The 24,056-nt window shown below is 67.5% G+C and carries 20 protein-coding genes and 1 pseudogene; 11 read left to right on the top strand and 10 right to left on the bottom strand.

Features of this window, described 5'->3' with window-relative positions; translation table 11 throughout:
- Positions 1 to 51: 51 nt before the first annotated feature.
- Positions 52 to 798 (top strand): Rid family hydrolase, encoded by a 747-nt coding sequence (locus ACTXPP_RS05855; protein ID WP_441583610.1) that lies wholly within the window; start codon positions 52 to 54, stop codon positions 796 to 798.
- Between the two features lie 7 nt (positions 799 to 805).
- On the opposite strand, the gene ACTXPP_RS05850 is transcribed toward ACTXPP_RS05855, so the two are convergent.
- On the bottom strand, positions 806 to 1,405 hold the full coding sequence (locus ACTXPP_RS05850; RefSeq protein ID WP_441583611.1) for a TetR/AcrR family transcriptional regulator: 600 nt from the start codon (positions 1,403 to 1,405) through the stop codon (positions 806 to 808).
- A 57-nt stretch (positions 1,406 to 1,462) separates the two neighbouring features.
- On the opposite strand from ACTXPP_RS05850, the gene ACTXPP_RS05845 reads away from it, so the two are divergent.
- Entirely contained in the window at positions 1,463 to 2,551 is a 1,089-nt protein-coding gene (locus ACTXPP_RS05845; RefSeq protein ID WP_441583612.1) for a GNAT family N-acetyltransferase, read from the top strand.
- A 630-nt stretch (positions 2,552 to 3,181) separates the two neighbouring features.
- On the opposite strand, the pseudogene ACTXPP_RS05835 reads toward ACTXPP_RS05845, so the two are convergent.
- A pseudogene (locus ACTXPP_RS05835) lies at positions 3,182 to 3,529 on the bottom strand (RidA family protein); the annotation flags it as partial.
- Positions 3,530 to 3,668: 139 nt separating this feature from the next.
- On the opposite strand from ACTXPP_RS05835, the gene ACTXPP_RS05830 reads away from it, so the two are divergent.
- Positions 3,669 to 4,508, top strand: a complete 840-nt coding sequence (locus ACTXPP_RS05830) for a DUF1707 domain-containing protein (RefSeq protein WP_443341302.1) — start codon at positions 3,669 to 3,671, stop codon at positions 4,506 to 4,508.
- Between the two features lie 39 nt (positions 4,509 to 4,547).
- On the opposite strand, the gene ACTXPP_RS05825 is transcribed toward ACTXPP_RS05830, so the two are convergent.
- From ACTXPP_RS05825 to ACTXPP_RS05810, 4 genes are all read right to left on the bottom strand, one after another.
- Positions 4,548 to 5,036 carry a glutathione peroxidase gene (locus ACTXPP_RS05825; RefSeq protein ID WP_301496966.1) on the bottom strand — a complete coding sequence of 163 codons (489 nt, stop codon included), beginning with the start codon at positions 5,034 to 5,036 and terminating at the stop codon, positions 4,548 to 4,550.
- A 25-nt stretch (positions 5,037 to 5,061) separates the two neighbouring features.
- Positions 5,062 to 5,877: a hypothetical protein gene (locus ACTXPP_RS05820; RefSeq protein ID WP_443341301.1), complete on the bottom strand. Its 816-nt coding sequence runs from the start codon at positions 5,875 to 5,877 to the stop codon at positions 5,062 to 5,064.
- Positions 5,878 to 6,144: 267 nt separating this feature from the next.
- Positions 6,145 to 7,554 (bottom strand): GntP family permease, encoded by a 1,410-nt coding sequence (locus ACTXPP_RS05815; protein WP_443341300.1) that lies wholly within the window; start codon positions 7,552 to 7,554, stop codon positions 6,145 to 6,147.
- Positions 7,551 to 8,129, bottom strand: coding sequence for a gluconokinase (locus ACTXPP_RS05810; RefSeq protein ID WP_443341299.1), 579 nt, complete (start codon positions 8,127 to 8,129; stop codon positions 7,551 to 7,553). Before ACTXPP_RS05810 ends, ACTXPP_RS05815 begins: the two co-directional genes overlap by 4 nt.
- 196 nt (positions 8,130 to 8,325) lie before the next feature.
- On the opposite strand from ACTXPP_RS05810, the gene ACTXPP_RS05805 reads away from it, so the two are divergent.
- The 5 genes from ACTXPP_RS05805 (at position 8,326) to ACTXPP_RS05785 (ending at position 14,814) form a co-directional block, all read left to right on the top strand.
- A complete protein-coding gene (locus ACTXPP_RS05805; protein WP_443341298.1) occupies positions 8,326 to 9,543 on the top strand; it encodes an NAD(P)/FAD-dependent oxidoreductase in 1,218 nt (405 codons plus the stop codon).
- Between the two features lie 103 nt (positions 9,544 to 9,646).
- Positions 9,647 to 10,687 carry a zinc-binding alcohol dehydrogenase family protein gene (locus ACTXPP_RS05800; RefSeq protein WP_301524711.1) on the top strand — a complete coding sequence of 347 codons (1,041 nt, stop codon included), beginning with the start codon at positions 9,647 to 9,649 and terminating at the stop codon, positions 10,685 to 10,687.
- A complete protein-coding gene (locus ACTXPP_RS05795) occupies positions 10,677 to 11,036 on the top strand; it encodes a CHY zinc finger protein (protein ID WP_301495896.1) in 360 nt (119 codons plus the stop codon). Before ACTXPP_RS05800 ends, ACTXPP_RS05795 begins: the two co-directional genes overlap by 11 nt.
- A 49-nt stretch (positions 11,037 to 11,085) precedes the next feature.
- A complete protein-coding gene (locus ACTXPP_RS05790; protein WP_301495894.1) occupies positions 11,086 to 12,336 on the top strand; it encodes an MFS transporter in 1,251 nt (416 codons plus the stop codon).
- 129 nt (positions 12,337 to 12,465) lie between these two features.
- A complete protein-coding gene (locus ACTXPP_RS05785) occupies positions 12,466 to 14,814 on the top strand; it encodes a glycoside hydrolase family 3 C-terminal domain-containing protein (RefSeq protein WP_443341296.1) in 2,349 nt (782 codons plus the stop codon).
- Positions 14,815 to 14,871: 57 nt separating this feature from the next.
- On the opposite strand, the gene ACTXPP_RS05780 is transcribed toward ACTXPP_RS05785, so the two are convergent.
- Both ACTXPP_RS05780 and ACTXPP_RS05775 read right to left on the bottom strand, forming a co-directional pair.
- The gene (locus ACTXPP_RS05780) at positions 14,872 to 15,798 is read right to left on the bottom strand and encodes a Fic family protein (protein WP_301495890.1); all 927 of its coding nucleotides are present in this window, start codon (positions 15,796 to 15,798) and stop codon (positions 14,872 to 14,874) included.
- Between the two features lie 620 nt (positions 15,799 to 16,418).
- Positions 16,419 to 18,254, bottom strand: coding sequence for an acyl-CoA dehydrogenase family protein (locus tag ACTXPP_RS05775; RefSeq protein ID WP_301495888.1), 1,836 nt, complete (start codon positions 18,252 to 18,254; stop codon positions 16,419 to 16,421).
- 97 nt (positions 18,255 to 18,351) lie between these two features.
- Here ACTXPP_RS05775 and ACTXPP_RS05770 point away from each other — a divergent pair, with 97 nt between their 5' ends.
- From ACTXPP_RS05770 to ACTXPP_RS05760, 3 genes are read left to right on the top strand one after another with little or no spacing between them, the layout of a single operon-like run.
- Entirely contained in the window at positions 18,352 to 19,293 is a 942-nt protein-coding gene (locus ACTXPP_RS05770; protein ID WP_301520563.1) for an SDR family NAD(P)-dependent oxidoreductase, read from the top strand.
- A complete protein-coding gene (locus ACTXPP_RS05765; RefSeq protein WP_301495885.1) occupies positions 19,290 to 20,123 on the top strand; it encodes an SDR family oxidoreductase in 834 nt (277 codons plus the stop codon). Before ACTXPP_RS05770 ends, ACTXPP_RS05765 begins: the two co-directional genes overlap by 4 nt.
- 44 nt (positions 20,124 to 20,167) lie before the next feature.
- A complete protein-coding gene (locus ACTXPP_RS05760) occupies positions 20,168 to 21,361 on the top strand; it encodes an acetyl-CoA C-acyltransferase (RefSeq protein ID WP_301495884.1) in 1,194 nt (397 codons plus the stop codon).
- Here ACTXPP_RS05760 and ACTXPP_RS05755 read toward each other — a convergent pair whose 3' ends face one another.
- Both ACTXPP_RS05755 and ACTXPP_RS05750 read right to left on the bottom strand, forming a co-directional pair.
- Entirely contained in the window at positions 21,362 to 23,749 is a 2,388-nt protein-coding gene (locus ACTXPP_RS05755) for a heavy metal translocating P-type ATPase (RefSeq protein WP_443341295.1), read from the bottom strand. It lies immediately after the preceding gene.
- A 62-nt stretch (positions 23,750 to 23,811) separates the two neighbouring features.
- Complete coding sequence (locus ACTXPP_RS05750; RefSeq protein WP_301495880.1) at positions 23,812 to 24,009, bottom strand: heavy-metal-associated domain-containing protein; 198 nt, start codon at positions 24,007 to 24,009, stop codon at positions 23,812 to 23,814.
- Positions 24,010 to 24,056 lie beyond the last annotated feature (47 nt).

Genomic DNA, 24,056 nt, shown 5'->3' with positions numbered 1-24,056 from the left:
TCTCCGCATCGTCTCCGCACCACCGACTGTCCGACCATGAAAGGTCCACACATGCACCGCTCTTCCCGTGCCACCACCCGTACCCGTTCCGGTGACTCCCGCACCACCCGCTCCGCCCGCCCCACTCGCATTGCCCGCAGCACGGCCGCCATCGCAGCAGCAGGCTCCCTGCTACTGGGTGTCGCGGCCTGTTCCGACAGCGACGACGGTTCGGACGAGACGTCCTCGGCCGGGGCCGACGAGAACACGGCCTTCGAGAGCAGGTTGGACGCCGAGGCCAACCCCACTGCCATGCTGGCTGACGGCGTGAGCATCGCGCCGGGAAGCACCCTGTTCAAGACCGCAGGAATCGGCCCGGCCGCACTGAACGACAATGCCGAGGAGGGCGACCCACTGCAGTTCGTCGACCCGGCGCTGCTGGTCGACGGGGAGCTTCCGGACGGCATGACCCCGACCGAGGCGCAGGGACTGGTAGTGCTGGCGCAGATCCGGGAACAGCTGCAGGATGAGGGGTTGGACGTCCAGGACGTCGCCACCATGCGGGTGTTCCTCGCCGGGGACGGCGACGAGGACCCGGACTTCGCCGGCTGGAACCGTGCGTACAAGCAGTACTACGCCAACACCGACCTGAGCACCGGTGATCCGCAGCAGCTCGCCCGCGGGACCTCCGAAGACGAGTCGGATCCGCTGGTGGTCAACCCGACCCGTCCGACCCGTTTCGCCTTCGGCATCTCCGCCATGGCGGTCGACGGCTGGCTTGTCGAGGTCGAGGTGGACGCCTACTCGCCCGCCGAATAGTACCCGGTTACATCAGTGCGGCGAGTCCGCGGCGCAGGAGGTTCTCGGCTGAGGTGTCGTGATCGCCGTGCAGCCGCGCGTACACCGGTGCCGCGTGCGCGTCGACGTCCAACTCCCGTTCCGATCCGGTCATCGGCGCGGTCAGTGCACTGCCGATGACGTAGTTCGACAGGCTGTAGGCCGTCCCGAGTGGGTCGGGCGCCCCGCCCTCCTCCAGCAGTCGGCACATCAGCTCGGAGACCCTCAGGTAGTGTGGCCCGCGCGGGGCACGTGCGGCGAGTACCTGGCAGGCCCACCGGTGGTCGGCGAGGTGCCGGAAGTAGACGACGAGTAGCTCGGTGAGGTCCGGGTCGTCCCGCTGCACCTGCGAGCTGACCTGGGGGTCCTGCCCCAGTGCGTGGTCGAGGGCGAGGTCGAAGAGGTCGTCGACCCCGGAGATCCGCGAGTACAGACCCGACGGCGAGACCCCGCAGTGCTGGGCGACGGCCCGGATGGTCAGGCTGCGGGGTCCTTCGCTGTCCAGCAGTTCGACGGCGGCCCGTGCGATGTCCTCGGGATCGACGGCGCGTCGGCGTTGCACCGTCCGGGAGGTCGTCCAGTAGCTCATGGTCACTGGATTCTACCGTCCCATCCGCGAATTAACTAGACAGTGTATGTTTAAGGCATGATCGACCGGACTTTACTCCCACTGGCCAGCACCACGCCTGCAGCGCGGCTGCGTCCGATGCGCGAGTCGGACGCCGCGTCCTACGCCGACGGCACCACCGACCCGGACGTCCGCCGCTACGCACACCTCCCCGAATTCCGGTACACCGAGGCGTCGGTGCAGGAGATAATCGCTGGCGTCGTCGAAGCCGGACTGACCAGGGGCGATCTTGCTGTTCTCGCCATAGCCGACGCCACCACGGACGCCTTCGCCGGCAGCCTGGTGATCTTCGACGTCACCGATGACTCGGCCGAGGTCGGCTTCTGGATCCACCCCGACCACCGCGGACGCGGGCTGGCCGGAGCGGCGTTGGGACTCGCGGCCGAGCTGGCCTCCGGCAGTGGACTGACGACGTTGACCGCGCGGACCGTGCCCCACAACGTGGCGTCCCGCCGCATCCTGGAGTCCGCCGGATTCCTCAACCGTGGCACCGTGCGCGGTACCGCGCCATCAGGGCAGGACGTCGACCTGGTCCACGTCGAGCGTCGGCTGGACCCGCCCACGGGACCGGTCGAGCTGCCACTGACCACCGACCGGTTGAGCCTGCGTCCTCACCGCGACGGCGACGAGTCGTGGCTGCAGTCGCTGTATGCGCGTGATGACGTGGCCCGGTACCTGCTCGACGACCCGTGGACGCCCGAGGTTGCACGGAAGAAGCTGGATGCACGGTGCGGCCAGACCGACCTTGCGGGGCCGTCCGGCACCCTGGCCCTGGTGATCGAACATGACGGGGAACCGGTGGGGGACGTCCTGCTGTGGCTCGACGGTGACGGCAATGGTCCGGGCCGGTGCGCCGAGATCGGCTGGGTACTGCACCCCGACCACGGCGGACGGGGATACGCCTCCGAGGCGGTGCGGGCGGTCCTGGAGCTGGGCGTCGGGCACTACCGGCTGCACCGGATCATCGCCCGGATGGACGCCCGCAACACCGCCTCCGCGCGCCTCGCCGAACGGCTCGGGATGCGGCAGGAGGCGCACTTCCGGCAGGACTGGTGGAGCAAGGGGGAGTGGACGGACACGCTGGTCTACGCGCTGCTCGAGTCGTAGGAGGCGTGTTCACCCCCGGCTCCGGATCTGGGCGATCCGCTCGTGCTACCAGGGCGTCCCCAGTGAGGATGACAGTCGCCGCAGGACGTCCGAGAGCACCTCGCGGTCATTGTCGCTGAGCCCTTCCAGCAGCTCGGCCTCGCGGGTGAAATGCTCCCGGGCCAGCCGGTTGATCAGTTCCTCGCCGGCCGGGGTGAGCCGAACCTGCACGCTACTACGGTCGGTGAATCCCCGGATCCGGTCGATGAGGCCGGCATCCTCCAGGCGGTGGAGCTGTGAGGGAATGTCACTGGTGCTGACCAGAGCTTCCTCGGCCAGCGCGGCGGCGGCGACGGGTCCGCCCTGTCCGGAACGCTTCAGCGCAGCGAGCACCTCGAAGTCGGACTGGGTGATGTTGAACTCGGCGCATGTCTGGTCCATGATCCTGCTGTACTTCAGGTACACCCGGTGCAGTCGACCGAAGATGTCCAGCGGCCTCACGTCGAGCTCCGGGTCCGCCGCGGACCACTGGGTCATCACCCGGTCGATGTAGTCCTGGTCGTCGGCGCTCATCGGGGTCCTTCCGGAGGTTGCAGTGGCGTTAGCGATGTCAGAGTTTCCTGCGCTGTCCGCGCTGTGTGGGACATCAGCGACGTCAGCGATGGCGTCGATCTCCACGGACGCACCGTAGGGCAGCGAGGAGACCTCGAGGAACGTGCGCGCGGCGCCGGTTCCGGCGAACTTCTCGGCGAACTGCTGGTTCGCCTCCTCGCGCAGCGACAGGTCGGTGACGAAGTAGGTGAGTTTCACGACATCGGCGGTTGTTCCGCCCTCCGTGGACAGCCGCTCTGTCATCCGGTCCAGTGCGGCGTCGAGGGCCTCGCGTCGCCCGGTCACCGGCTGGTAGTCGGCGTCGACGGAGAGCGCTCCGGAGACGTAGACGGTCGACCCCACCCGCTTGGCTGGACTGTACGGATGGTCGGGGGTCGTGCCTGGCATTGTTCCTCCTCGGTCCTGTGCGATCAGTGTGTTTCACATACGAAACAATGTAACCCACAGTGATGTAGGTCACTAAAGTTATGGGGTATCGGGGGAGGGCCTGTAGCTTCTTCGGCACGCGTATTATTGAGCGTGAGAGATGATCAGCACAGGTGAACCGGCTGGAGGGTGCCGTATGAACCAGGATCAGCGGAGAGTGCCTGCCTCCGACCTTGACAGAGCCATGATCAGTTCCCTGCTCGACAAGGCACAGCGCGGGGGCCAGTTGAGTTCGGGGGAGCACGTACGTCGCAGCGATGCCGCCGGTCGGGCCGCCACCAGGGGACAGTTGCTCCAGCTGATCGAGGACCTGGAGACCGAGACCCCGGCGTTCACCCCGGCGAGCCCCTCCCGGAGAGGCTTCGGGTTTTCCCTGCCCGACCCCTCACGCGGAGGTCCGGGTTCCACGGGCTCGGGTTCCAGGGGCCCAGGGGCCAACGAGGTTCCCATGCACGGCCCGGGCTCGGAGGCCTACGGGTCACCGAAGAATCTGGCACCGACCACCTGGACCGGGGTGCCGTCGATGAGGGAGGGGCGCTCCTATTTCAAGGAAGGGGCGGCTGTCCTGGGGTTTGTGGCGGCTGTTGCTGTCGTCATCGCGGTTGTCGCTGTGATGATGAACGACGGCGGCGGCTCCGGTTCCGGCGGTGACGGCACGGAAATCGAGGCTGAGATCTACGCCGGTACCGGTGAAAATGCGGAGGTTCCCGTCGGACGCCTGGAGTTGTCGCTGTGGAGCGAGTACCTGGAGGAACGGGGCGGCGGGACTCACGACTTCACCTGTGACGCTGACCTTCCTGCCAAGCTCGATGCCTCGGTGGAGTGCACGGTGATCGACCAGGCTGGGGAGTATCCGGCGACGGTTACCGTCACCGAGGTCGAGGCCGGTGAGGTCACCTATACGGCGATCGTTGAGGACGCTGACGCTGACCCCGCCTGACCCCGCCGGACTCTTGTCAGGTGCCGTCGGACGGAGTCGCTACTGCAGCGCAGCTTCGATTGCGGTGGTGACGTCCGGGTCGTCCGGAACGGTCTGCGGACGGAACCGGGCACGCACTTCGCCGTCGGCGCCGACGAGGAACTTCTCGAAGTTCCACTCGATGTCACCGGCGGTGCCGGAGGCGTCGGGCGTCTGCGTCAGCGCCTCGTAGAGCGGGTGTCGGTTCTCCCCGTTGACCTCGGTCTTCTCCAGCAGGGGGAAGGTGACACCGTAGGTCGTGGAGCAGAACTCGGCGATCTCTTCGGACGATCCGGGTTCCTGGCCCATGAACTGGTTGCATGGCACACCGATGACGGTCAGCCCGCGCGGGCCGTAGTCCTTCGCGAGCTGTTCCAAAGCGGTGTACTGCGGGGTCAGGCCACATTTCGATGCCACGTTGACGATGAGCAACGGGCCGTCGTGATCGGCCAGCGAAAACTCGCCGCCATCGAGGGCCCGGACCGGGATGTTCTTAATGGAGGTGGTCATGTCCGCCAGGGTAGCGGAGCTACAGTCAGCTGACGGCGACGAAAGCGTTGTCAGTGAACATGCCGGGGGATACGGCAAGAACACCTTCGCTAACGGTGTCGGCGGGGACGACCAGCGAGACATTGCCGGTGGTGGAGCCTCCGGCGTACAGGTCAGAGACGGTATCCAAGGCGTCGGGCGTGACTCCGGACTGTGAGATCGTGTTGCCGTCCACGGTCACGTACTCGATGGTCGTCCAGGGCATCTCGCCTTCATCCGAATCGCCGGTGTAAGCGATGGTCGCATTGACCATGATGTAGGTCATTCCCTCCGGGGCCGGCTCATTGAACTGGTTCTCAGCAGCGATCGCGTCGTTGGCGTCGAGATCCACACTGTTGATCGTCACGCTCCACCCATCGCCGGAGACCGTGCTGCCCAACGGGTGAGGGTTGGAACGGGTTCCGGCGCCATCGCCACTCGGCTGATCACCATTATCGCCTCGGTCTTCGAGGGAGACCTCGGTGTCCGGAAGTGCCTCATCCACTGCGTCGGCGACCACGACGAAGAAGACACCGACACCGATGATGACACCCAGGATCGACAGGGCCAGGGCAGTGAATCCCGGCCACTGCTTCTTCCCGCGCTGGAACAGGGAGACGAGGGAGAGGATGAAAGCGATCGGAAGGAGGACCCATCCGATGATCAGGGCGCCGGGGATGCAGGCGAAGATGAAACCGATGATTGCCAGGACCAGGGCGATGATCCCGATCGTGTTCTTCTGCTTCGGTGCCGGTCCCCCGTTCATCTCGGGGGAAGGCTGCTGGGGTGCTCCCGGGTAAGGAGTCTGGATGTTTGTGCTCATGATGAACGTCAGAGTCTCTCTCGTGAAAAGTGGACGGCCGCCGCACGGATCGTCGTCGGCCGGTAAAGCTGTCCTCTCCTCAAGGACATGACTGATCATCACATCTGCTCCGGACACGAAAATTCCCGTTCGAACGGATTGTTCGAACGGGACAGTGGAAGTGCGTCGGAGAGGTCACTGGAGAGCCCGAATGGTGACCTCTCCGTCTATGTTGCGGATCGGAGCCTGTTCGGACCGCCATCCGCCTGATCACCAGGCCGGACCCGGTCAAATGATGAGGTTCAGCAGCAGCACCACGCCCAGGGCCACCACCGACAACACCGTCTCCATCAACGACCAGGTCTTCAAGGTCTGCGGGACGGTCATCCCGAAGTACTCCTTGACCAGCCAGAACCCGGCATCGTTGACATGCGAGAAGAACACCGAGCCAGCGCCGATCGCCAGCACCATCAGCGCGACCTCGACCGAACCCATGTCGGTCACGACCGGGGCCATGATGCCCGCCGCCGTCACCGTCGCCACCGTCGCCGAGCCGGTCGCCAAGCGGATGAACACCGCCACCAGCCAGCCGGCGACCAACGGCGAGACCGGTGCGTCCTGAACCCACTGGCCGACAACGTCGGCCACACCGGTGTCCACCAGTGTCTCCTTGAAACCACCACCGGCACCGACGATGAGGATCACTCCGGCGATCGGGCCGAAAGCGCTGCCGACCTGGTCAGAGACCTCCTGGCGGGTGCGTCCGATGCCGAAGCCCAGGAAGTACATCGCCAACAGGACCGTGGCCAACAGCGCCACGATCGGTTCGCCGAGGAACTCGAAGGTCGTGAAGACCGCCGAATCCTCCGAGATCTGCAGCGACTCCACCAGCGTGCGCGAGAGCATCATCACCACCGGCAGCAGGACCACGGTCAGACCGCGGCCCACCGACGGCTTCGGCCCCTCGGTGGAACTCAGCTCGGTGATGTCCTGGCCGGAAATCGTCATCGGCGCCGGGATCGGCACCCACCTGGCCATGAGCTTCGCCGACAACGGGCCGGCGATCGCCACGACCGGCACCGACACCAGCAGGCCCAATGCCAGGGTCAGACCCAGGTTCGCGTTCAGGGCGTCCACCGCGATCAGTGGGCCCGGGTGCGGCGGCACCAGCGCATGCAGAGCGGACAGTCCGGCCAGCGCCGGAATGCCCAGCACCATCACCGGCAACTGGGAACGTCGGGCGGCAAGCATTACCACCGGGATCAGCAGCACGATCCCGACCTCGAAGAACAGGGGGATACCCAGCAGCATCGCGAGTCCCGCGATCACCCAGGGGCGCAGGGCGGGTGCGGTGCGGTCCAGGAAGGCGTCGACGATACTGTCCGCCGCGCCCGACTTCACCAGGAACTGGCCGATCACCGCACCGAGGGCGATCAGCACACCGACGCTGCCGATGGTGCCGCCGAAACCGGCGGTGAAGCTCACGAACGAGTCCACCAGCGGGATGCCGGCCACCAGCGCCAGCACGACCGAGCCGATCATCAGCGCCAGGAACGGGTTCAGCTTCGCCCAGACGATCAGCGCGACGATCAGGGCGATGCCGACCAGGGCGGCGACGACGAGCTGGCCGTCGCTGGCGGTCGTGGCATCCTGCGCGAGTACCTGGGTCGCGTCCTGTGCGAGGATCAGGGCGTTCACCGCTCCGCTCCCGCGGCGTCCGCGGCAACGTCGCCGCCGGCAGTGGCGTCAGTGGCATCAGTGACGGCGTCACCGAAGTCGCCGACCAGTTCGAGCACCTCCCGGGCGATCTCCTCCGGCGTGGCGGTGGCGTCCACCGTCCAGCCGTCCTCGTCGCTGGTCAGCGGCTCGAGGGTGTCGAGCTGGGAGCGCAGCAGTGAGACGGGCATGAAGTGCCCCTTGCGGGCGGCCATCCGTTCGGCCAGGACCTCCTGCGGTGCGTCGAGCAGGACGAAGTGCTTCTCACCCTCGGCCTCACGCAGCACGTCCCGGTAACTCTTCTTCAATGCCGAGCAGGTCACGATGGTCGAGTGACCCGCGGTGGCCTGCGCGGTCATCCAGTCGCGCAGTTCGTGCAGCCAGGGCCACCGGTCGTCGTCGGTGAGGGGTTCGCCGGACGCCATCTTCTCCTTGTTGGCGGCCGGGTGGAACTCGTCGGCCTCGGCGTAGGGCACGCCGGTGTGTGCGTCGATGAGTTCGGCGACAGTGGTCTTCCCGCTGGCGCTGACACCCATGATGATGAGGTGGGTGGGCATGAGGTGCTCGTTTCCTGGGTTGGGAGATGTCGGAGAGGTGAAACTCCTGCTGCCGTGACTCTACCGGGCACAATCAGAACTGTGAACAGTTGGTTATGTGACTGTTTGTATTTGATCGCATGTGATTCTCCATCAGGGGTGGGCTTCCCCACAGGGCGCTTGACCCGGGGCGACGAAGCCGGTTGCGTACAAGGACATGGAGAACACGCAGACCTCGAGCGTCCTGGTCATCGGCGCCGGCGTCCTCGGGCTGGCCGCCGCCCGCGAACTGGCCGTCCGCGGCAACCAGGTCACCCTGGTGGACGCGGCGGGCCCGGACCAGCCGCTCGCCGGGGCGAGCCACCGGTCCTTCGCCTGGATCAACGCCAACAACAAGCCCCCGGCCGCCTACCACCGGCTCAACGCCCGGGGTATCGCCGAGCATCACCGGTTGCAGCAGGAACTCGACGGAACCTGGTTCCACCAGTCCGGATGCGTGTTGGTCGCGTCGGCAGACGTTGCGGACGCCCGTGTCGACTGGCTCCGCAGCCAGGACTATCCGGTGTCTCCGGTGCCGCGCACGGATCTGGCCGGGGTGGAACCGGCGGTGGACTGGTCGACGCTGCCCGGATCCGCACTGCACCTGCCGTCCGAGGGCCACCTCGACGCCGATCTCTTCGCTGCCGGGCTCGCCGCCGACCTTGCCGACCGTGGTGTTGAGGTGACGAAGGGTCTGGTCACGAAGGTGTCTACCGGTGCCTCCGGCTCTGCCGGTGCCCGGGTGCTGCTCGACGACGGCACCGAACTCACCGCGGACACCGTGGTCATCGCCGCAGGTGCAGCCTCCCGCGACCTCGGCCTTCCGGTGGCCGCGGTGGACGTTCCGAGGCCCCGGGTGCAAAGTCTCATCGGGCTCACTGCCGCCACCGAGGTTCCGCTGGGGCACGTGGTGATCTCCGAACGAATCAACCTGCGCCCACGCCACGATGGACGCCTGTGGGTGCAGCTGCCGGGGGTGGAGCACCGCGTCGTCGAGGCCGCCGAGCCCGGCGAGCCGGTCGATCCTTCTCTGCAGGACGCCCTGCTCGACGACGTCCGCCGGATCATGGAGTCCGAACTCCGCGAGGTGCTGGGGTCAGATATTGCTGTTGACCAGGTGTTCCTCTCGTCCCGCAGTTTGCCGGAGGACGGCTTCCCGCTCGTCGGGTTCACGGACAGCTCCCGGCGGATCTACTCCCTGGTCACCCATTCCGGGATGACACTCGCCGCCCTGCTCGGCCGCCTCGCCGCAGTCGAGATCACCGCGGAACGCGCGGGGACTGGCGGGCAGGACGGTGAGTTGGCCGACGCGTCCGACCTGCTGGCGTCCTTCCGTCCCGACCGGGAGCAGGCGGCGATCCCCGCGCCGTCCACTCCGTTCGTGGGTCGGCAGTAGCCGGGCGGCGGAAGGACCACGGACACCGTCGCATACTGGAGGTATGGACACCGCCGACACCGCCACCACCGCCGCTACCACCGCCGCCACCATCCCCACCACCATGCACGCCTGGCAGGTCACGACACCCGCACCGGTCGCCGGCCCCACCCCACCACTGGAGCTGGTGGAGAAGCCGGTGCCGACACCCGGGCCCGGCGAGCTGCTCGTCCACGTGCACACCTGCGGGGTGTGCCGCACCGACCTGCACGTCACCGAGGGGGACCTGGACGTTCACCATGACCGGGTGACGCCGGGCCATGAGATCGTCGGACGGGTCGTCGCCACCGGTGACGGGGTGCCCGCACAGTGGCAGGACGCCAGGGTCGGTGTCGCGTGGTTGCGTTCCACCTGCGGGGAATGCCGGTGGTGCGCGACCGGACGCGAGAACCTCTGCCCGAACTCGACCTACACCGGTTGGGACGCCGACGGCGGATACGCCGAGTACACCGTGGTGCGTGCCGACTTCGCCTACCGGCTGCCGGAGGTGGAGAACGCCGACAGTGCGTCCGACACAGCCCTGGCACCGCTGCTGTGCGCCGGCATCATCGGCCACCACGCCCTGCAGCGCGCCGGGCTGCCGGCGTCCACGCCGGAGCGTCCTGCCCGGCTGGGGCTCTACGGCTTCGGCGGATCCGCCCACCTGTGCGCCCAGCTCGCCCTGGCCGACGGCGCACAAGTACACGTCCTGACCAGGGACAAAGCCGCCCAGGAACTTGCCCTGTCGCTGGGCTGCGCCTCGGCGGCGGGGGCCTACGACATGCCACCGGAGCCGTTGGACGCCGCGGTGCTCTTCGCCCCGGTCGGCGACATCGTGCCGGTGGCGATGCGGGCGCTGGACCGCGGTGGCGTGCTGTCCATCGCCGGGATCCACCTGTCCGACACCCCGCCGCTGAACTACGAGAACGAGCTCTTCTACGAGAAAGAGATCCGTTCGGTCACCTCGAACACCCGGGCACAGGGGCGCGAGTTCCTTGAACTGGTGGAGCAGCACGGGGTGTCCGCGACGACGCACGAGTACCCGATGAGTCGGGCGCTGGACGCCCTGCAGGACCTCAAGGCAGGACGCTTCGACGGGGCAGCGGTGCTGGTCAATGACTTCTGATCCTTCGGAGACTGCGCACCTCATCGGCGGGGTCGGCTGCGAGCACTGGAACTCCCCGCTGGACGTCGTGGCGATCCGGTTCCACTGCTGCGGGAGGACCTACCCTTGCCTGCATTGCCATGATGAGGCGTCCGACCATCCGGTGACACCCTGGCCGACCGACACCTCCGATGACCTCGCCGTTGACGCGGTGATGTGCCGGTGCTGCGGAACCTGGCTGAGTGTGGGGGAGTACCTGTCGCTCTACGCGGGATCGGCACAACACCCCGAGCGTCCCGCATGCCCCCACTGCGCCGCACCCTTCAATCCCGGCTGCGCCCGGCACACGCACCTCTACTTCCAGGTCTGATACTTCCGGGCCTGACCGGCAGCCTGACCGGAGTTGTACGCTGGCACAGATGAATCACAGCCGGACACAGTCGACCTCCGCCACGGCCGGCATGTCGCCCGGCATGAACAACACTCCGGCTACCGGACGCTCCCTCGCCGCGGCCGCGTACGTCTTCGCGGTCGTGATGATGGGCACCACGATGCCCACACCGCTGTACCCGGAGATGTCGGAGGCCTTCGGGTTCGGGGATGCGGCGACCACCGTGCTCTTCGCCATCTACGCCATCGGTGTCGTCGCTGGCCTGGTGATCTTCGGCCGGCTCTCCGACACTCTCGGACGCCGACCGGTCCTGGGCGTCGCCGTGGTGCTGTCGATGCTGTCCGCCGGCCTGTTCCTGATCGCCGGGACGGGGGACGGAACGACCGTCGGACTGGTTCTGATGTACATCGGCCGGGTACTGTCCGGTCTCGCCGCAGGTATCTTCACGTCCACCGGCACAGTCACCGTCATGGAGAACGCGCCAGCCGGACGGGAGACCCTGGCAGCTGCACTGGCCACCGCGGCGAACATCGGTGGGCTCGGCCTGGGGATCCTGATGTCCGGAGCGGTCGGCTCGGTGGTGGACACCCCGCTGACCGCACCGTTCATCGTGCACGCGGTCCTGCTGGCCTTCGCCGCAGTCCTGTTGCCCGCCGTACGCGACCGGGTGGTCCGCGACCGTACCGCCGGATGGTTGCCACGGCCCCAGGTTCCGGGGATGCCCGTCGCTGCGCGTCGGCTGTTCGCCGCAGCCCTGCCAGGTACGGTCGCCGGCTACACGATCTGCGGACTGTATTCGTCGATCACCCCGAACTTCATGGCCGCTGAACTGGGCATATCCGACTCGGCGGTGATCGCGTCGGTCGTGTCTTCCCTGTTCCTGGCCTCGGCACTGGGACAGATTCTGCTGCGGAGTGTGGGCGACAGGGTTCTGATGGCCGGCGGCTCCGCGCTGCTGGTGCTGTGCGGGGTTCTGCTTGTCGCGGCGGTGGAGGTGGGGACGTTGCCGCTGCTGATCGTCTCGTCGGTGGTGGGTGGCCTTGGCCAGGGACTGGTGTTCATGACCGGTATGAGGGCAATGACGGCGGCGGTTGCGCCGGAGGAGCGCACCGCAGTGACCACGAGCTACTTCATTGTCGGTTACCTGTCACTGACCGTGCCGGCGATGCTGGCCGGCATGCTGACCGTTCCCCTTGGTCTGGTGGGCAGTTCCGTCGTGTTCAGTGTGGCCACGGTAGTGCTCGGTAGCGCAGGAATGCTTCTGGCCCGGCGCTTCTGAGCGGCTGCGCCTGATGAGTCCCTATTGCAGGTGGTGGGATGCTGACCTGACCACAGACGGGGGCATGCTTTCTCCCTTCTGTCAGGCACCCCCGCCCCTTGCACCGGTGATACGGGTAGAAACGGGAGTATGAGCCACACCACACCGGACACCGCAGCTTCCGAATCCGCCACCGCCTCACCCGCCGCATCCCTCCCGCTCGAGACCCGCGCCGGCCTCGGCTCCGGCCAGAACTTCTGGCAGACCAAGGAGGCCGACGGCGTCCCCTCATTCACCCTCACCGACGGGTCCCACGGCCTGCGCAAACAGGAGGGATCCTCCGACCACCTCGGCCTCGCCGGCAGCGTGAAGGCCACCTGCTTCCCGCCGGCCGCCGGTCTGTCGCAGAGCTGGGACCCGGAGCTCGTCGAGAAGGTCGGTGCGGCACTCGCCGAGGAAGCGCAGGCGGCGGACGTCCAGGTCCTCCTCGGGCCAGGTGTGAACATCAAGCGCTCCCCGCTGGGTGGACGAAACTTCGAGTACTACTCCGAGGACCCGCATGTCACCGGGGTGCTCGGCACCGCCTGGGTCCGTGGACTGCAGGGCGGTGGGGTAGGTGCGTCGCTGAAGCACTTCGCGCTGAACAACCAGGAGGACGACCGGATGCGCATCAGCTCCGACATCGACCCCCGACCCTTGCACGAGGTCTACCTGCGCGGCTTCCGACGCATCGTCGAGGACGCCCAGCCGTGGACAGTGATGTGCTCCTACAACGCGGTCAACGGGGTACCGGTCCGCCACAGCCGCTTCCTGCTCACCGACATCCTGCGAGGTCAATGGGGCTTCCGGGGTGCGGTGGTCTCCGACTGGGGTGCGGTCGGTGGTCGTGTTCCCGCTGTCCAGGCAGGCCTTGACCTGCAGATGCCCTTCGACGGTGGTGCGTCGGACGCCGAGGTCGTCGCCGCCGTCGCCGACGGCTCCCTGGATGAGCAGGACGTCACCCTCGCCGCCTCCCGCGTCGCCGAACTCGCCACCACCGCAGCGACGAACCGCCGGCAGGACGCCACTTTCGACGAGGACACCCAGGCTGCCCACCATGAACTGGCCCGACGTGCCGCTTCGCAATCCGTGGTCCTGTTGAAGAACGATGGCGCCGATGGCCGCCACGTCCTACCGATCGACGCGAACGGGGTGACCGGCTCGGTCGCCGTCATCGGCGCCTTCGCCGAGACGCCCCGCTACCAGGGCGGCGGATCGTCCCACGTCAACCCGACCAGCATCGACGTGCCGCTGGAGGAGATCAAGGCGCGCCTGGCCGCGCCGGTGACCTACGCCCGCGGCTTCGACACCGACGGTTCCGGGCCGGACACCGAGCAGACCGTCGCACTGCGCGATGAGGCGGTGGAGGACGCCCGCCACGCCGACATCGCCGTGGTGTTCCTCGGATTGTCGGATGCCCAGGAGTCCGAGGGCTTCGACCGCACCGACATCGACGTGCCCGCCGAGCAGCTCGACCTGCTGGCCGCGGTGCGGGAGGTCAACCCGCGGGTGGCGGTGGTGCTCTCGCACGGTGGCGCACTGTCGCTGGACGAGGTGGAGGAGTACACCGGGGCGATCGTCGACGGCAACCTGCTGGGCCAGGGCGGCGGTGCGGCGATCGCCGACGTGCTCACCGGCGCGGTCAACCCGTCCGGCAAGCTCACCGAGACGTTGCCGGTGCGACTGGCGGACACCCCCGCCTACCTGGACTTCCCCGGTGAGCGTGGCCATGTGCGCTACAGCGAGGGCCTGTTCGTCGGCTACCGATGGTACGACGCCCGCCATCTGCAGGTCGGCTACCCGTTCGGGCACGGCCTGAGCTACACCACCTTCGAGTACGACCAGATCTTCGGCCAGCCCGATGACGATGGTGAGGGTGTGACCGTCACCGTGCGGGTGACGAACACCGGCAAACGTGCCGGACGCGAGGTCGTCCAGGCCTATGTCGCCGTTCCGGAGTCGGACCAGGTCAGGGTGCCGAATGCGCTGGCCGGTTTTGGTTCGGTGTTCCTGGAGCCGGGGGAGTCGGCGGAGGTGGAGATCCACCTGGACCGCCGCGACCTCGAGTACTGGGACGTGAGGGTGGAGCGCTTCGTGCTGGAGCCGGGCACCTATGTGGTGTCGGTGGGTTCCTCGAGTCGTGACCTGCGCGGATCGGTGGAGGTCGACGTTGAGGGCGAGACGGTGAACGTGCCGTTGACCTTGGAGTCCTCGCTGGCTGAGGCGATGGCGAACCCGGTCGTGGCCGAGGCGCTGGGCGGTGCGCTGGCTGCGTTCAACGGTGGTGCGGCGCCGGATGCGAGTGCCGGTGATGCCGCTGATGCCGGGGACGCCCTCGGGGTGGACCTGGAGAAGATGGTGGGTAGCGTCCCGCTGGACCGGATGATCGGATTCTCCGGTGGCGCTATCACTGCGGAACAGATGGAGCAGTTGCTGGCAGCCGCCACCGCTCAGCAGTAGGCCCCGGTTTCGCGGGGCCACCAGGTCACCAGGACGTCGGGTCACCAGGAGACCAGGTCACATGGGGTGGCCGCGGCGTCCGGCGCGTTCGGCGAACTCGTCCAACAACTCCAGTACCTCCGGGCACCGCCATGCGCGTCGGTTCTTCTCGACCTGGGAACTGATGAGGATTCCTCCATTTTCCAGCCGGTCCAGCGCTTTCCGGGCGTTCGCGGGAGACACGCCCAGCTCGTCACGGACAGCTACGGCATCGAGTACCGGTCGCCGGACGAGAAGGTCGAGGACCCGCCAGTCGGCAGCATCGCGGCGTGCATGCACGAGCCCGTCCCACGAGTCCTTGAGCTCGATGAGTTCGGAACCCAGCCATTCGCCGAGTTCAGCGCCACGCAGTGTGGCGTTGGCGATCAACCAGACGATGGCGTTGAGATCACCGGTGCGGTAGGCGTCCAATGCTCCGAAGTAGATGTCAGGGTCTTCCAGTATTCCCGCAGCCAGCGGAAGAATCCCGTTCCTCGAGACCCCTTTGTGTCGCAGGATCGCGTGCATCAGGGCACGTCCAGTCCGTCCGTTGCCGTCGACGAAGGGGTGGATCGTCTCGAACTGGGCGTGGCTGAGCGCAGCGAGGACCAGGGCGGGGACATCGCTGCGGGCCATGAACCCCTCGAGATCATCCATCAGTTCAGGGACTCGGCCCGGCGCAGGGGGGACGAAGAGCGCGTCGATCGGGTGAGCATCGCTGTCTCCGACCCAGACCGGGTCGGCACGGAGCACTCCGGCAATGTCCGGGGCGCTGGTCTCGAGCAGCAGCTGGTGCAAGGTGAGGATGGAGTCGACGGTTGGGGTTTCCGTGGATTGAATCGCTTCGTTCATCTGGCTGGTTGCTGCGACGATGAGACCGGCATTGCGCTGGGACGCTCCCAACAGCTCGGCCTCCATGACCTTGCGCGCCGTGGACGTGAGTTGCTCGATCCGGGACGAGGCCACCGACTCGCCCCGGAGCAGCAGTGGGGTGAATGGGAGTACGGCGGCGGCCTGAGTCGCGTCGAAGCGGGCGGCAGTGATGGTGGCCCGGTCAGCAAGGCGAGGGTGTCGGCAGACAGGTGGGAGGCGATGTCGGGGATGTCGGCGATCAGCGGGGGAGTGGCTGACTGATACTCGGTCGGCTGACGGTGGCGCGCTCGTTCGGACATGGGCGCGCGTGAATCCCAGGGAGGGTTTCGGAAGAAACGATCGGCCAGGAGCTCATGACGATCGATTATACAAGGAGCCAATCGCGGATAGGAGGAAAGAGAATGGATAACGCCTTATCCATTCGCCACGGGGAGAACGACGAAAGGATAGGCTCTATCCATTGATCATGATGGTGCCGACCGCGGAGGGGGCGCACATTCGAGCCTCGCGGTGGCAGTGTAAATGGTTCCCTGGTCAGTGTAAACGGCCAGGAATCACCCCAGAATCGGCCATCTACACTGACCACTCGGACATTTACGATGCCACCCCGCTCCCATAGGGCGGCGTTGAGCGTAGTGGGGTGAGCCAAGGCGCCGCCGGGCGTGGGCGGGCTGGCCCCTGGGCCCGGGCGCCTCACAAAGACGGCAATTTGCTCAGAGCACGTCGGTGTCCAGCCCGGTGAACAGGGCGTCCGGCGCGCCGAGGCGGTCCAGCACCGGGTCGACCTTGGGCAGTTCACGGCTGAAGAAGTAGGACGCAGCGGCCGCCTTGCCGGCGGCGAGCGTCGCGTCCGCACCAGCAGCAGCGGCGTCCTGCATGTCCAACCAGATCCAGGCGACCACGATATGCCCGGTGGCCTCCAAGTAGTCGGTGGCGTGGGCCAGTGCGGATGTCGGGTCACCGTCCTGCCACAGCACCCCGGTCACCTCCACCAGCCGGTCCAGTCGACCAGACAGCGCCGCAGCCTGCTCCGGGAAGCGCTCCGAGGTGCGTGAGATCGTCGAGCGCACGGTCTCGACCAGCAGCTTGAGACCCGCGCCCTTCTGCATCACGACTTTGCGTCCCAGCAGGTCCTGGCCCTGGATGCCGTGGGTTCCCTCGTGGATCGGGTTGAGCCGGTTGTCGCGGTAGAACTGCTCCACGTTGTAGTCGCGGGTGTAACCGGCCCCGCCGAGCACCTGGATCGCCAGGTCATTGGCCGCTGGGCCGTACTGGGAGGGCCAGCTCTTCACCACCGGGGTCAGCACGTCCAGCAGCAGCTCGTACCGGGCGCGCTCGTCGCCGGTGGACACCGTGGCCTTGTCCACCAGGTTCGCCGCGTACAGGCACAACGCCATCGACCCCTCGGCATAGGCCTTCTGGGCCAACAGCATCCGGCGCACATCGGCGTGTTCGACGATCGCGACCTGCGGCTGCGCGGGATCTTTCGCACTGATCGGACGCCCCTGCGGACGCGAACGCGCATACTCCAACGACTCCAGGTAACCGGTCATCGCCAGTGCCGCGGCGCCGGTGCCGACCCCGATCCGGGCCTCGTTCATCATGTGGAACATGTACTGCAGGCCGCGGCCCTCCTCGCCGATGAGGTAGCCGACCGCACCGGCCTCCCCACCGGGGGTGTGTGCACCTTCGCCGAAGTTCAGCAGGGTGTTGGTGGTGCCGCGGTAGCCCATCTTGTGGTTCAGTCCGGCCAGCACGACATCATTGCGCTCGCCGGCGGACGGGCCCTCCGCCAGCACCTTCGGCACGATGAACAGGCTGAGGCCCTTCGTACCGGAGTCGGCGCCACCGGTGCGGGCCAGCACGAGGTGGATGATGTTCTCCGACATCTCGTGGTCGCCGCCGGAGATCCACATCTTGGTACCGGTGATCCGCCAGGTGCCGTCGGACGCTGCGTCGGACGCCGCGTCGGACGCACCGGCAGCACTCGGTGCGTCCTGCCGACGGGCACGGGTCCGGACGTCCGACAGCGACGAGCCGGCGTGCGGCTCCGACAGGCACATCGTCCCGAAGAAACGTCCGGCGAGCTGCGGTTCGACATAGGTGGCGATCTGCTCCGCCGAGCCGTGGGCGAGCAGCAGTGCGGCATTGGCCATGGTCAGCATGGGGTAGGCCGCGGTGGCGATGTTCGCGGCCTGCGGCCAGGCGAAACAGGCCCGCGCCACGGTCAGCGGCAGGTTCACCCCGCCGTAGGTCTCGTCGAAGGTCGCCGCGAGCAGCCCGGAGGCGGAGAAGGCGTCGAGGGCAGGACGCACCGCTTCGTGGGTGGTCACCCGCTGCCCGTCGAAGGTCGGTTCATCCAGGTCAGCAGCCCGCATATGTGGCCGGAACAGGTCCACGGCAATCTCGCGGGACGCCCCGAGCATCGCGTCGAAGGTCTCCCGGGAGTGCTCGGTGAACGGGGCGTGGTCGGTGAGTTCCTCGACCCGCAGCCAGTCGTGCAGCAGGAACGAGAGGTCATGGGCGTCGAGGATGTCGGCAGTGCTCATAACCCGGACAGTACCGGAGCAGAAAAAGTAGTTTCGAGGAATAGGACGAGCCGGAAGAACCGGAAGAGTCGGATGAGCAAGGACAGGGAATCTCAGAATGCAGAACAATGAAAGTGCTGACGGCACTGACGGCACCGTAGGTTTCGCCGGCCAGGTCGCCGTGGTGACCGGTGCGGGTGGCGGACTGGGCCGGGCCCATGCCCTGGCGTTGGCGGCCCGCGGAGTGACGGTCGTGGTCAATGACCTGGGCAATGCCGCCGACGTGGTCGAGGAGATCATCGCCGCCGGGGGAGAGGCCGTGGCCGATACGTCCGACATCGCCGACCGGGCGGTTGCCACGACGATGATCGAGGACACCGTCGCGAGGTGGGGACGCATCGACATCCTCATCAACAACGCCGGCATCCTGCGCGACAGGTCCTTCGCCAAGATGGATCTCGACGACTTCGACAAGGTCATCGACGTCCACCTCAACGGTTCGGTGAACTGCACCAAGGCGGCATGGCCGTACATGGTGAAGCAGGGGTACGGACGCATCCTGATGACCACCTCGGCGTCCGGCATCTACGGCAACTTCGGCCAGGCCAACTACGGCGCGGCGAAGTCTGCACTGGTCGGACTGATGAATGTGCTGGCCATCGAGGGTGAGCGCAAGGGCATCCGGGTCAATGCGCTGGCCCCGACCGCGGCCACGCAGATGACCGACGGCCTGATCTCCGAGGACGCCGCCGCCCGTCTGGGCCCCGACACCGTCGCCCCGGCCGCGGAGTTCCTGGTGTCGCCGGACGCCCCGACCGGGGTGATCCTCGGCGCCGGCGGTGGCGTGTTCGCCGTCTCGCAGATGCGCGAGGCCGCCCCGGTCGCGTTGGCCGCGGAGGACTGCACCGCTGAAGGGATCGCGGCGCACTGGGACCGGATCTCCGATATGTCCGACACCCACACCCTGGGTTCCGCCTTCGACCAGACCGACCTCTACGTCCGCGCCCTCGCCGGTGCAGAGGACGGCGCAGAGGACGCAGCAGAAAAGGACCAAGCATGAACCCCTTCGACATTTCCGGACGCACCGTCCTGATCACCGGCGGAGCCCGTGGCATCGGTCGCATGCTGGCCGAGGGTCTGCTGCGTGCCGGGGCGAACGTCCTGGTCACCACCCGCCGACCGGACGCCGCCGCCGAGGCCGAGCGCGAGCTCGCCGAGATCGCGGACCAGGTCGTGGCATCCGACGGTGCCGCCGCATCCGTCCGCGCCATCGCTGTGGACATCTCCACCGAGGAGGGCTGCCAGGAGCTGCTCGAACGGGTCACCGAGTACACCGACGAGCATTCCGTCCGGCTGGACGCCCTGGTCAACAACGCCGGTGCGACCTGGGGTGCGGACTTCGACGACTTCCCGCCGGAGGCCTGGGACAAGGTGCTGGGGGCGAACGTCAAGGCGCCGTTCCGTCTGGCGCAGCTGCTGCGTCCGCTGCTCGACGCGCGCGCCGCGGCCGGCCTCGACCCCGCCCGCATCATCAACATCGGGTCGATCGACGGCCTCGCTGTGCCCAACTACGAGAACTACTCCTATGCGGCGTCCAAGGCGGCGGTGCACCACCTGACGAAGGTGATGGCGGCGAAGCTGGTACCGTCGATCCTGGTCAACGCGATTGCGCCGGGACCGTTCCCGACCCGGATGATGTCGTGGGTGCTCGACGAGCGCGGCGAGGAGGTCAACGCCGCGAACCCCCTGGGACGCATCGGACGCCCGGAGGACATCACCTCGCTGGTCACGTTCCTGCTGGCACCGGGCAGTTCCTACATCACCGGGACGACCATCCCGCTGGACGGCGGGCTGACGTCCACCATGTCCGTGGCCATGTACGACGAATAAGCGACCGAATAAGTGACCGGGTACGCGACAGAAGAGGAAACACCATGAGAGAAGCAGTGATCGTCTCGACCGCCCGCACCCCCATCGGCAAGGCCTACCGGGGTGCCTTCAACGACACCCAGGGCCAGGAACTGGCCGCCCATGCCATCGCCGCCGCCGTCGAGCGCGCCGGTGTCGAGCCGGCGGACGTCGAGGAAGTCATCCTGGGCTGCGCCATGCAGGAGGGCACCACCGGTTACAACACCGCCCGACAGGCCGCCCTACGTGCGGGGCTGCCGGTGACCGTGCCGGGAATGACCGTCGACCGCCAGTGCGCCTCCGGGCTGATGGCGATCGCCACCGCCGCCAAGGAGATCATCACCGATGGTCTGAAGGTCGCCGTCGGTGGTGGCGTGGAGTCGATCTCCCTGGTGCAGAACGAGCACCAGAACACCTACCGGGCGGCCGACCCGTGGCTCAAGGAGAACGGCCACGAGGTGTACATCCCCATGTTGCAGACGGCGGAGATCGTCGCCGAGCGTTACGGTGTGACCCGTGAGGCCCAGGATGCCTACGCCCTGGAGTCGCAGGGGCGCACCGCCGCCGCACAGGATGCCGGCATCTTCGACGAGGAGATCGTCCCCGTCACCGTCACCAAGCTTGTCGCTGGCGAGGATGGGCAGCCGGTCTCCCAGGAGGTCACCCTGGCCCTGGACGAGGGCAACCGGCCGTCCACCACCGCCGAGGGATTGGCGAAACTCAAGGCTGTGCTGCCGGACTCCGACACCCACGCTGCGACGGTCTCGGCGGGCAATGCCTCACAGCTCTCCGACGGTGCCGCGGCCGTGGTGCTCATGGAGAAGGACGAGGCCACCCGGCGTGGCCTGGAACCGCTGGGGACCTACCGCGGTATCGCCGTCGCAGGCTGTGAGCCCGACGAGATGGGCATCGGCCCGGTGTTCGCCATCCCGAAGCTGCTGGAGCAGCACGGTCTGAGCGTCGACGACATCGACCTGTGGGAGCTCAACGAGGCCTTCGCCTCGCAGGCGGTGTACTGCCGCGACACCCTGGGCATCGATCCGGAGAAGTACAACGTCAACGGGGGTGCGATCGCCATCGGCCACCCCTACGGCATGAGTGGGGCGCGCATGGTCGGTCACGTGCTGCGCGAAGGCCGCCGCCGTGGTGCCCGCTATGTCGTGGTCACCATGTGCATCGGCGGCGGCATGGGTGCCGCGGGGCTGTTCGAGCTGGAGTAGTCACTCGCTTTCCGTGTGGAACCGGCGCAGCCGCAGCGAGTTCGACACCACGAACACCGAGGAGAACGCCATCGCCACCCCGGCGAGAATCGGGTTGAGCAGCCCGATCGCCGCGACCGGGATCAGCGCCACGTTGTAGGCGAAGGCCCAGAACAGGTTGCCGCGGATCGTGCCCAGCGTCCGGCGCGACAGCTGGATCGCGTCGCCGGCAGAGCGCAGGTCGTCGTTCATCAGCGTGATGTCGGACGCCTCGATCGCCACATCAGTGCCGGCACCCATCGCCAGGCCCAGGTCGGCGGTGGCCAGGGCGGCGGCATCGTTGACCCCGTCGCCGACCATCGCCACGCGCCGGCCCTCACCCTGCAGTCGTTCGACCTCGGCGACCTTGTCATCCGGCATGACTCCGGCGATGACGTTCTCGGCGGCGATACCCACCTCGGCCGCCACGGCCTTCGCCGCACCGGCATTGTCGCCGGTCAGCAGCCACGGGGTCAGGCCCAGTTCCTTGAGTTCGGCGACGGCTGCGGCCGAGGATTCCTTCACCGTGTCGCGCACGGTGATCACCCCGGCAGGCGACCCGTCGACCTCGACGACGACGGGCGTGCCGCCGGACTGCTGCGCGGAGTCGAAGGCGTCCTGCAGTCCGGACGGGAGGTCCGCGCCGGGGCGTCCGACGGTGACGGTGCGGCCGTCGACCGTGCCGGAGACGCCGCGTCCTGCGGTGGTGGTGAAGTCGCTGACCTGTGGGAGGGCAGCGTCCTGCGCGGTGTCCCGCCCGGTGTTCTCGGCGCTGTTCTCGAGCTCCTCCCGCGCAGCACGGACGATCGCCTGCGCGATCGGGTGCTCCGAGCCGGACTCCACGGCCGCAGCCAGGACCAGAACATCACCGGTGGCATCGCTACCTGCACTGACGTCGCTGACGCTCATCACACCGGAGGTCACCGTGCCGGTCTTGTCCATGACGACCGTGTCGACCTTGCGGGTGGACTCGAGGACCTCCGGGCCCTTGATCAGCAGGCCCAGCTGCGCGCCGCGCCCGGTACCGACCAGCAGTGCGGTCGGCGTCGCCAGCCCCAGTGCACACGGGCAGGCGATGATCAGCACGGCGACCGCGGCGGTGAACGCCGGGGCCACGCCGCTGCCCGTCGCGATGTGGATGATCAGGGTGGCGATGGCCACGATGACCACGATCGGCACGAAGTACTGGGAGATCCGGTCGACCAGACGCTGCACCGGCGCCTTCTTCGACTGCGCGTCGGTGACCAGCTTCGCCATCTGCGACAGGGTCGTGTCCGAGCCGACTCGGGTGGCTCGCACCAGCAGGCGCCCCGAGGTGCTGATCGTCGCACCGGTCACCTTGTCGCCGGCAGCGACCTCGACCGGCACGGACTCGCCGGTGAGCATCGACTCGTCCACCGCGGAGGTGCCCTCGGTGACCTCACCGTCGGTGGCGATCTTCTCGCCGGGGCGGGTGACGAAGACGTCCCCTACCTGTAGCTGACTGATCGGCACGCGCACCTCGGCACCGTCGCGGATCACCGCGGCGTCCTTGGCGCCCATGTCCAGCAGCGTGCGCAGCGCCTCGGAGGACTGCCCCTTGGCGCGGGTCTCGAACCAGCGTCCCAGCAGGAGGAAGGTGATGACCACGGCGACGGACTCGAGGTAGATCTCGTCCATCGTGGTGTGCGAGGGCAGCAGGTGCATCTCCATGGTCATGCCCTCGTGCCCGGCGTTGCCGAGGAACAGCGCCCACAGCGACCAGAGGTAGGCCGCGGTGGTGCCGAGGCTGACCAGCGTGTCCATGGTGAAGGCGCCGTGTCGGAGGTTCGCCCAGGTGGCCTTGTGGAACGGTGTGCCGCCCCAGAAGTACACCGGGGTCACCGCGGTCAGGACCGCCCACTGCCAGAAAGTGAACTGCAGCGCGGGGATCATGCTGACCAGCACGACAGGCACGGTGATCAGTGCGGAGATGATGGTGCGCTTCTTCAGGTCGGACGCTTCGGCGTCGCGCGCCGCGTCGATCTGCGCCTGCCCGGACGCTGCGGCGTCCCCGCCAGCTCCGCTTCCAGCGCCGTTGGCGCCGCTACCGGTGCCACCGTCACTGCCGGTGCCGTCACCGGCACTCGTCGGGGCCGGTGCGTCCTGCTGCGCGGCCATGGCGAAGGCGTCGTAGCCGGCGCCCTGCACGGTGCTGATCAGCGTGCCGGTGTCGACCTTGGACGGGTCGTAGGACACGGACGCGGACTCGGTGGCGAAGTTGACGGTGGCGTCCACGCCGTCGAGCTTGTTGAGCTTGCGCTCCACCCGGTTCGAGCATGAGGTGCAGGTCATGCCGGTGACGCCGAGATCCAGCTGGATGAGGTCGGCGGCGGGGTGTGTCTGTGTCATGACGGTCCAGTCCTGGTGACGGTGCGGGTTGGTACGGGTTGGTGCGGGTTGGATGGTGCGGGCTACTTGACGGCGTAGCCGGCCTCGCCGACGGCGGCGGTGACCTGCTCGTCGGTGAATTCGCCGGTGACAGCAACATTGCCGGTGGCCAGGTCGACCTCGACGCCGGTGACACCGGCGATCTCGGAGACCTCTTCCTCGACCGATGCCTTGCAGTGTCCGCAGGTCATACCCTCGACGGTGTAGTTCTTGGTTGCCATGATGCTTCAGTGCTCCTTGCCCGGTGTTCATTGTGCGTTTCCCGTGC

Origin of the sequence: Candidatus Corynebacterium faecigallinarum (assembly GCF_052264515.1) — a bacterium.
GTDB classification, from domain to species: domain Bacteria; phylum Actinomycetota; class Actinomycetes; order Mycobacteriales; family Mycobacteriaceae; genus Corynebacterium; species Corynebacterium faecigallinarum.
Note: the sequence above shows the minus strand (reverse complement) of the source record. Positions and strands in the feature narration are given on the sequence as shown.

Bases quoted from the DNA above. Each gene is read 5' to 3' on its own strand.
- ACTXPP_RS05855 (WP_441583610.1), top strand. From the start codon at position 52: ATGCACCGCTCTTCCCGTGCCACCACCCGTACCCGTTCCGGTGACTCC.
- ACTXPP_RS05850 (WP_441583611.1), bottom strand. From the start codon at position 1,405: ATGAGCTACTGGACGACCTCCCGGACGGTGCAACGCCGACGCGCCGTC.
- ACTXPP_RS05845 (WP_441583612.1), top strand. From the start codon at position 1,463: ATGATCGACCGGACTTTACTCCCACTGGCCAGCACCACGCCTGCAGCG.
- ACTXPP_RS05830 (WP_443341302.1), top strand. From the start codon at position 3,669: ATGATCAGCACAGGTGAACCGGCTGGAGGGTGCCGTATGAACCAGGAT.
- ACTXPP_RS05825 (WP_301496966.1), bottom strand. From the start codon at position 5,036: ATGACCACCTCCATTAAGAACATCCCGGTCCGGGCCCTCGATGGCGGC.
- ACTXPP_RS05820 (WP_443341301.1), bottom strand. From the start codon at position 5,877: ATGAGCACAAACATCCAGACTCCTTACCCGGGAGCACCCCAGCAGCCT.
- ACTXPP_RS05810 (WP_443341299.1), bottom strand. From the start codon at position 8,129: ATGCCCACCCACCTCATCATCATGGGTGTCAGCGCCAGCGGGAAGACC.
- ACTXPP_RS05805 (WP_443341298.1), top strand. From the start codon at position 8,326: ATGGAGAACACGCAGACCTCGAGCGTCCTGGTCATCGGCGCCGGCGTC.
- ACTXPP_RS05800 (WP_301524711.1), top strand. From the start codon at position 9,647: ATGCACGCCTGGCAGGTCACGACACCCGCACCGGTCGCCGGCCCCACC.
- ACTXPP_RS05795 (WP_301495896.1), top strand. From the start codon at position 10,677: ATGACTTCTGATCCTTCGGAGACTGCGCACCTCATCGGCGGGGTCGGC.
- ACTXPP_RS05790 (WP_301495894.1), top strand. From the start codon at position 11,086: ATGAATCACAGCCGGACACAGTCGACCTCCGCCACGGCCGGCATGTCG.
- ACTXPP_RS05785 (WP_443341296.1), top strand. From the start codon at position 12,466: ATGAGCCACACCACACCGGACACCGCAGCTTCCGAATCCGCCACCGCC.
- ACTXPP_RS05775 (WP_301495888.1), bottom strand. From the start codon at position 18,254: ATGAGCACTGCCGACATCCTCGACGCCCATGACCTCTCGTTCCTGCTG.
- ACTXPP_RS05770 (WP_301520563.1), top strand. From the start codon at position 18,352: ATGCAGAACAATGAAAGTGCTGACGGCACTGACGGCACCGTAGGTTTC.
- ACTXPP_RS05765 (WP_301495885.1), top strand. From the start codon at position 19,290: ATGAACCCCTTCGACATTTCCGGACGCACCGTCCTGATCACCGGCGGA.
- ACTXPP_RS05760 (WP_301495884.1), top strand. From the start codon at position 20,168: ATGAGAGAAGCAGTGATCGTCTCGACCGCCCGCACCCCCATCGGCAAG.
- ACTXPP_RS05755 (WP_443341295.1), bottom strand. From the start codon at position 23,749: ATGACACAGACACACCCCGCCGCCGACCTCATCCAGCTGGATCTCGGC.
- ACTXPP_RS05750 (WP_301495880.1), bottom strand. From the start codon at position 24,009: ATGGCAACCAAGAACTACACCGTCGAGGGTATGACCTGCGGACACTGC.